Origin of the sequence: Melaminivora alkalimesophila, from assembly GCF_000282995.1 — a bacterium.
Classification (GTDB): Bacteria; Pseudomonadota; Gammaproteobacteria; order Burkholderiales; family Burkholderiaceae_C; genus Melaminivora; species Melaminivora alkalimesophila.
Genome location: NZ_ALEE01000252.1, coordinates 1 through 7,106, shown reverse-complemented (window position 1 = coordinate 7,106; position 7,106 = coordinate 1). Strand labels below are relative to the sequence as shown.

General features: G+C 71.6%; 6 protein-coding genes, 1 pseudogene and 1 riboswitch. Of the genes and pseudogenes, 1 reads left to right on the top strand and 6 read right to left on the bottom strand.

Going from position 1 to position 7,106, the window contains the following annotated elements; genetic code table 11:
• On the bottom strand, window positions 1–1,358 hold a 1,358-nt coding region (locus A612_RS04620; protein WP_019373375.1), incomplete at its 3' end, for a serine/threonine protein kinase.
• A 95-nt stretch (window positions 1,359–1,453) separates the two neighbouring features.
• Here A612_RS04620 and A612_RS04615 point away from each other — a divergent pair.
• Window positions 1,454–2,338: a 23S rRNA (adenine(2030)-N(6))-methyltransferase RlmJ gene (locus A612_RS04615; RefSeq protein ID WP_019373374.1), complete on the top strand. Its 885-nt coding sequence runs from the start codon at window positions 1,454–1,456 to the stop codon at window positions 2,336–2,338.
• A gap of 10 nt (window positions 2,339–2,348) precedes the next feature.
• Here A612_RS04615 and A612_RS04610 read toward each other — a convergent pair whose 3' ends face one another.
• From A612_RS04610 to A612_RS17310, 5 genes and pseudogenes are all read right to left on the bottom strand, one after another.
• Window positions 2,349–3,086: a septal ring lytic transglycosylase RlpA family protein gene (locus A612_RS04610; RefSeq protein ID WP_051001428.1), complete on the bottom strand. Its 738-nt coding sequence runs from the start codon at window positions 3,084–3,086 to the stop codon at window positions 2,349–2,351.
• 63 nt (window positions 3,087–3,149) lie between these two features.
• A complete protein-coding gene (gene metF, locus A612_RS04605; protein ID WP_019373372.1) occupies window positions 3,150–4,007 on the bottom strand; it encodes a methylenetetrahydrofolate reductase [NAD(P)H] in 858 nt (285 codons plus the stop codon).
• Window positions 4,004–5,014 carry a TlyA family RNA methyltransferase gene (locus A612_RS04600; RefSeq protein ID WP_019373371.1) on the bottom strand — a complete coding sequence of 337 codons (1,011 nt, stop codon included), beginning with the start codon at window positions 5,012–5,014 and terminating at the stop codon, window positions 4,004–4,006. Before A612_RS04600 ends, metF begins: the two co-directional genes overlap by 4 nt.
• Before the next feature lie 131 nt (window positions 5,015–5,145).
• On the bottom strand, window positions 5,146–6,582 hold the full coding sequence (gene ahcY, locus A612_RS04595) for an adenosylhomocysteinase (protein ID WP_019373370.1): 1,437 nt from the start codon (window positions 6,580–6,582) through the stop codon (window positions 5,146–5,148).
• An 84-nt stretch (window positions 6,583–6,666) separates the two neighbouring features.
• A riboswitch (S-adenosyl-L-homocysteine riboswitch) is annotated at window positions 6,667–6,764 on the bottom strand.
• Window positions 6,765–6,771: 7 nt separating this feature from the next.
• Window positions 6,772–7,106 (bottom strand): annotated as a pseudogene (locus tag A612_RS17310) (MFS transporter); the annotation flags it as partial.

The following is a 7,106-nucleotide window of genomic DNA, read 5'->3' as shown; positions in this document are numbered from 1 at the left end:
GCCAGCCAGCGCCCCGGACCCCGCGCCGAGCGAATCGCAGCTCCCGCGACCCCCCCGGCCGCGAGCGCACGGCGCTCGGCGCGCGCCGTCCCGGCGTCCATGCGCTGGCTGCGCGCGGGCGGGCGTTCGGCCGCCTGCGAGGCGTCGCGCGTCTGCGCGAAGGCGGTCTCGTTCCAGTCCTGCACCACCGTCTCGGCGAAGGCCATGCCCTCGGCCGCGGCCGGCAGCTCTGCGCCGTCCGGGCCGGCGGGCGCGACGACGATCGCCCGCCGCACGGGCTCGGGGGCCGAGTGCAGCGGCTGCGACAGCGCCGACAGGTCGATCACCGAGGCGGCCACGCCGGGCGCGTCCTTGTCGGCCGGCTCGACCCAGTTGCTGCCCAGCTCCGCCCGGAAGTCGAAATGTTCCAGGTCCGCAGGCGCGCTGGTCATCTCCAGGGCCTGCAGGAATTCCTCGATGGATTGCGGCCGCTTTTGCGGGTGCAGCGCCAGGCAGCGCGAGATCGTGCGCACGAAGTTCGGCGAATACTCCACGCCGAACTGCTTGTGCACGGTGCGCGCCACGCGGGAGAAGGGCACCATCCGGTCGCGGATCGAGCGCAGCGTGGCGGGCAGCGGCGCGTCGTTGCACAGGCAGCCATGCACCGTCGCCCCGAGGCTGTAGAGGTCGCTCCACGGCCCCTGCTGCAGGTCGCTGGCGGCGTCGCTGTACTGCTCGATGGGCGCGTAGTTGACCTTCAGCACGGCCGTGTGGTGCCGCCCGCTGTCGCCGATGGCGTGGCGCGCCGCACCCAGGTCGAGCAGCACCGGCGGGCCGCTGTCCTGCAGGAAGATGTTGTCGGGCGAGATGTCGCGGTGCAGCGTGCCACTGTCGTGCAGCACGCGCAGGCCGCTGGCCACCGACCACAGCAGCTTGCGCATCCAGGCCTCGGAGGGCGGCGCGCGCATGTGGGTGCGCGCCTGCGCGAGCGTCATGCCGCTGTACAGGGGCATGACCATGTAGGCCGTGTGGTGCTCCTGCCAGAAACGGAACACGCGCACCAGGGAGGGGTGGTCGAACTGCGCCAGCAGCCGCGCCTCGCCCACGAAAGACTCCAAGCCTGCCCGGAAGGAGGACTCGTCAGCCGCCGTGCGCACGCGCAGCGACTGCCCCCCCGAGCGCACCGCCAGGGCCGCAGGCATGTACTCCTTGATGGCGACGAAGCGCAGCAGCGAGTGGTCGAAGGCCTGGTAGACCACGCCGAAGCCGCCGACGCCCAGCAGCGCCACGATCTCGAACTCGCCAAGCCGCGTGCCGGCGGGCAGCGCATCCACGGGCCAATGGCTGGCGGTGGTGGCGGCGGGTGGGTTGGCGGTCATGGCACGGGGTCGGGGAGGTGCGAGGCGGGCTCGGCAGTGGCGATGGCCCGCATTGTGCCGCCACGCAGGGCGATGGCCATAGGTACCATCGCCCCATGTTCAGTTATCGCCACGCATTCCATGCCGGCAACCACGCCGATGTGCTCAAGCACACGGTGCTGATCGCCACCCTGGAGCACCTGCTGCACAAGGATGCAGCGCTCACGGTGCTCGACACCCATGCGGGCGCCGGGCTGTACCGCCTCGACGGCGACCACGCCCGCACCAGCGGCGAGAGTGCGCAGGGCGTGGCGCGCATCCTCGCGGCCGAGGCGCCGCTGGCGCCGGCGCTGCAGCGCTACGCCGACGCGGTGCGCGCCTTCAACACCGGGCGGGCGGCGCGCGTCTACCCGGGCTCGCCCTTCATCGCCCAGCGGCTGCTGCGTCCCCACGACCGGCTGCGCCTGTTCGAGCTGCACCCGACCGATGCGCGCACGCTGTCGGGCAACGTCGCGCAGCTCGAGGCCGGGCGCCAGGTGGCGGTGCTGCGCGAGGACGGCTTTGCCGGGGTGCGGCGCATGCTGCCGCCGCCCTCGCGCCGCGGCCTGCTGCTGTGCGACCCCAGCTACGAGATCAAGAGCGACTACGGGCGCGTGCAGGAGCTGCTGCAGGACGCGCTGCGGCGCTTCTCCACCGGCGTGTACGCGGTCTGGTATCCCATCATTCCCCGGCCGGAAGCGCACGCGCTGCCGCGCCGGCTGAAGACCATCGCACAGCGCGCCGGCCGCCCCTGGCTGCACGCCGCCCTCACGGTCAAGGGCAGCCGCGCCCCGGCCGGCGCACCCGGCGACGAGCGCCGCGGCGGGCTGCCGGCCAGCGGCATGTTCGTCGTCAATCCGCCCTACACGCTGCAGCCGGCGCTGACCGAGGCCTTGCCGCAGATGGCCGCCCTGCTCGCCCAGGACCGCCACGCCACCCACCTCCTCGAAGTCCAAGAATAGGCCAGCGCCCTCAGCGGCGGCGCGGCTTGCGGCGCTGTTTGGCGCTGCGGGGCGCCCCGCGTGCCGGCGCGGGATGCTGCACCGCCTGCGCGCCCGCGTCCAGCCCCAGACCCGCGCCCTCCACGGCCTGCTCCAGCCCCTCGGGGCAACGGTCTTCCTCCGGGCCGAGCTGCCACAGCTCCACCGGCTTGATCCCCAGCCCGGTCATGCCCAGCACCTCCGCGGCCGCGCGGCTCAGGTCGATGATCCGCCCCGGCGTGAAGGGACCGCGGTCGTTGACGCGCACCACCACCATGCGCCCGTTGGCCCGGCTGCGCACGCACAGGCGCGTGCCGAAGGGCAGGCTGCGGTGCGCAGCCGTCAGCTCCTCCCGGTCGTAGCGCTCGCCATTGGCCGTGAGGCGCCCGTGGAAGCGGTCTGCATACCAGGACGCGGTGCCGCTGGCCAGCAGCACCGGGGGCTCGGCCGGCGCCTCCTCCCGCGGCAGGCGCAGCGCCGGTGCACCGCCCCCCTCCTCGGCCATGCGCTCGGGCTTCAGGCGCAGCGCAGGCTCCGCCGGGCCCTCCGGGGGCACCAGGCGCGGCGGACGCAGTGCCGGCGCCGGCGCGGCAGGCAATCCCTGCGGCGCCGCGGCGGCCTCCGGCGCTGCCTCCACGGCCGGCGGCGGTGCGACGCAGCCGGCGAGCCACGCCGCAGCAAGGCATGCGACGGCAGCGGCGAGCAGCGTTCGAAGGCGCGGAGGGGGCATGGGCAGGCATGGCTGGACGTTGCGACCGGCCGACTGTAGCCGCCCCGGCCCGGGTCGCCTACCCTACAGCCCGAGCCGCTCGCACAGCGCCAGCGTCGCCGCGCTCTGGTTCATGGTGTAGAAGTGCAGCCCGGGCGCGCCCGCCTGCACCAGCTGCTCGCACAGGCGCGTGACCACGTCCAGCCCGAAGGCGCGGATGCTGGCCGTGTCGTCGCCGAAGCCCTGCAGGCGCAGACGGATCCAGCGCGGGATCTCGGCGCCGCAGGCATCCGAGAAGCGCATCAGCTGCGTCGCGCCCAGGATCGGCATGATGCCCGGCACCACCGGCACGTCGAGCCCCATGCGGCGCACGTCGTCCACGAAGCGCTGGTAGGCGTCGGCGTTGAAGAAATACTGCGTGATGGCCGAATCCGCGCCGGCGCGCACCTTGGTGGCGAAGGCCTGCAGGTCGGCTTCGGCCGAGCGCGCCTGGGGGTGGATCTCCGGATAGGCCGCCACCTCGATGTGGAAATCCCGGCCCGTCTCGGCGCGGATGAAGGCCACCAGATCGCTGGCGTAGTGGAACTCGCCGCCGACCCCGTAGCCGCTGGGCAGGTCGCCGCGCAGGGCGACCAGCCGGCGCACGCCCATGGCCTTGAGCTCGGCCAGCTGCGCACGCACGCTGTCGCGCGTCGCGCCGATGCAGGAAAAATGCGAGGCCGCGTCCATGCCCTCGGCGAGGATCTCGCGGACGGCGGCGAAGGTGCCTTCCTGCGTGGAGCCGCCCGCGCCGTAGGTCACGGAACAAAATTGCGGCCGACGCTGGTACAGCTGCGCGCGCACCGTGCGCAGCCGGTCGACGCCCTCGGCGGTCTTGGGCGGGAAGAATTCGAAGCTCACCGGCAGCCGGGGCGCGGCTGCCTGCGGCGTGCGGGCATTCATGCTGGATTCCTTGGTTTTTCTGCGTGAACGAAGAATTCGCGGTTGCCGTCGCCGCCCTCGATGGGACTGTCGTGCCAGCCCCGCACGGCCAGCCCGAGCTGCGCGCAGCATTCGCGGATGCGCTGCTCGACCTCCGCGTGGAGGCCAGGGTCGCGCACGATGCCGCCCTTGCCCACCTGGCCGGGCTGCAGTTCGAACTGCGGCTTGACCAGCATCAGCAGCTGGCCGCCGTCCTTCAGCAGCGGCACCAGCGCCGGCAGCACCAGGGTCAGCGAGATGAAGGACAGGTCACCCGTCACCAAGTCGAATTCCGGGATCAGCTGCACGCCCTCGCGCCCCGCAAGGCGTCGGCGCACGGTCGGCAGGCCGCCCTCGGCGCGGGCCCGGGCGCGGGCGGCACGCTCGGCCTTGAAGGCCTCGATCTCGTGCTCCTTGGCGTCGCCGCTGTCGTCGTAGTCGTCGTCGACCAGCCCGCCGTTGCGCATCCAGGCATAGGGCGCCTGCGGCGGTGTCTCGTTGTCTTCCGGGTCGGCCTCGACGCGCTCGGACAGGGCCTCCTCGCAGGCATCGAGCAGCACCTCGGCCGTGAGCGCGCGCGCATTCAGCCCCTCCACGCAGACCACGCGCGCATCGGCGCGCAGCCGCTCGTGCACCTGTGCATGGCCCACATCCACGCCGATCACCTGCGCCGCACCGTGCTGCAGCAGGCAGTCGGTGAAGCCCCCGGTGCTCTGGCCCACGTCCAGGCAGCGCAGCCCGGTCACATCGAGGCCGCTGGCGCGCAGCGCCCCCTCCAGCTTGAGGCCGCCGCGCGAAAGGTACTTTGCCTCGGAGGCATCCAGCAGCTGCACCTCGGCGCCGGCAGGAATGTCGTCGCCATTCTTGGCCACGCGCGTCCACGGCATGGTCGCCGCGAGGCGCCACTGCACCCCGGAGGCGATCAGCCGCTGCGCCTGCGAGCGCGTGGCGGCGTGCCCGCCTTCCACCAAAAAGACGTCTGCGCGCATCGCGCCCCTCCCTTTTTTGCCTTGCAAACACCGCGGGCCGCGCCGCGCACCCGCACGGCGGACGCCACGGTCCGCGGGACGGCAGCGCCCCTGCCTCGCAGCAAGGGCGGGCCGCCCGACTCCGGTTCAGCTCAATAGCGGTAGCTGTCGCTCTTGTACGGCCCGTTCTTGTCCACACCGATATAGGCCGCCTGCTCGTCGGTCAGTTCGGTGAGCATGGCGCCCAGCTTGGACAGCTGCAGCCGCGCGACCTTCTCGTCGAGCAGCTTGGGCAGCACATAGACCTTGCCCACTTCATAGGCGTCGGGGCGCGTGAACAGCTCGATCTGCGCCAGCGTCTGGTTGGCGAACGAGCTGCTCATCACGTAGCTCGGGTGGCCGGTGGCGCAGCCCAGGTTCACCAAGCGGCCCTTGGCCAGCAGGATGATGCGCTTGCCATCGGGGAAGATCACGTGGTCCACCTGCGGCTTGATCTCCTCCCACTGGTACTTTTCCAGCGAGGCGACGTCGATCTCGTTGTCGAAGTGGCCGATGTTGCAGACGATCGCCTGGTCCTTCATCGCGGCCATGTGTTCGTGGCGAATGACGTCCTTGTTGCCGGTCGTCGTCACGAAAATGTCGGCCTTGTCGGCGGCGTATTCCATGGTCACGACGCGGTAGCCTTCCATGGCCGCCTGCAGGGCGTTGATGGGGTCGATCTCGGTCACCCAAACCTGCGCCGACAGCGCGCGCAGCGCCTGGGCCGAGCCCTTGCCCACGTCGCCATAGCCGCAGACCACCGCCACCTTGCCGGCGATCATCACGTCGGTGGCGCGCTTGATGCCGTCCACCAACGACTCGCGGCAACCGTAGAGGTTGTCGAACTTGGACTTGGTCACCGAGTCGTTGACGTTGATGGCGCGAAACAGCAGCGTGCCCTTGGCCGACATCTCGTTGAGGCGGTGCACGCCGGTGGTCGTCTCCTCGGTCACGCCGATGATCTGGGCGCTCTTGCGCGAGTACCAGCTCGGGTCCTCGGCCAGCTTCCTGCGGATCGAGGCAAACAGGATGCGCTCCTCTTCGCTGGCGCCGTTGCCGGCGACGAGCGATGCGTCCTTCTCGGCGCGCTTGCCCAGGTGCATCAGGAGCGTGGCATCGCCGCCGTCGTCCAGGATCATGTTTGGGCCCTCGCCCTCCGAACCCTTCGGGCCGAACTCGAAGATGCGGTGCGTGTAGTCCCAGTAGTCCTCGAGCGACTCGCCCTTGATGGCGAACACCGGCGTGCCGCTGGCGGCAATCGCCGCGGCCGCGTGGTCCTGGGTGGAGAAGATGTTGCACGAGGCCCAGCGCACCGTGGCGCCGAGCGCCTGCAGCGTCTCGATCAGCACGGCCGTCTGGATGGTCATGTGCAGGCTGCCGGCGATGCGCGCGCCCTTGAGCGGCTGCTGGGCGGCGTATTCCTCGCGGATGGCCATGAGGCCGGGCATCTCGGTCTCGGCGATGGCGATCTCGCGGCGGCCCCAATCGGCCAGCGAGAGGTCGGCAATGGCGCAATCGGCCGGGGAGAGGGAGGGGGTGCGAACGTTCATGGCGGCTCCTGGGCGGTTGTGAATGCCACCGGCCGCGATGGGAAGGAGCGCAGGAAAAAGAAGTTCGCTGCCCATCGCACGCCAGGTGGATGAGCGTCGTTGCACGGCGGGCGGACCCGGTCTCCCGAGCCTCACGCCCGCCTCGCCTGGAGGCAAAGGGCGCTGCAACGCTCCTCGGGAAAAGGCCAATTATATTCGAGCCGCCCGGTACAGGCGCAGCGCCAGCAGCCCGGCCGCGCCCAGCAGCGCCAGCGCAAAGCCCACCATGCCCGGCCAGCGGCCGTGCTCCCAGAACCAGCCGCCCACCGAGCCCAGCACGCTCGAGCCCAGGTAGTAGGCCAGCAGGTACAGCGACGAGGCGTGGCCCTTGGCCCTCTGCGCGAGCGCCCCCACCCAGCCACTGGCCACCGCGTGGGCCACGAAGAAGCCGAAGGTCAGCAGGGCGACCCCGGCCAGGACCGGCGCGAGCGGCGTCGCCAGCGTCAGCAGCACGCCGGCGGCCATCAGCAGCACACCGCCCGCCA

Bases quoted from the DNA above. Each gene is read 5' to 3' on its own strand.
- A612_RS04610 (WP_051001428.1), bottom strand. From the start codon at position 3,086: ATGCCCCCTCCGCGCCTTCGAACGCTGCTCGCCGCTGCCGTCGCATGC.
- ahcY (WP_019373370.1), bottom strand. From the start codon at position 6,582: ATGAACGTTCGCACCCCCTCCCTCTCCCCGGCCGATTGCGCCATTGCC.
- A612_RS04615 (WP_019373374.1), top strand. From the start codon at position 1,454: ATGTTCAGTTATCGCCACGCATTCCATGCCGGCAACCACGCCGATGTG.
- metF (WP_019373372.1), bottom strand. From the start codon at position 4,007: ATGAATGCCCGCACGCCGCAGGCAGCCGCGCCCCGGCTGCCGGTGAGC.
- A612_RS04600 (WP_019373371.1), bottom strand. From the start codon at position 5,014: ATGCGCGCAGACGTCTTTTTGGTGGAAGGCGGGCACGCCGCCACGCGC.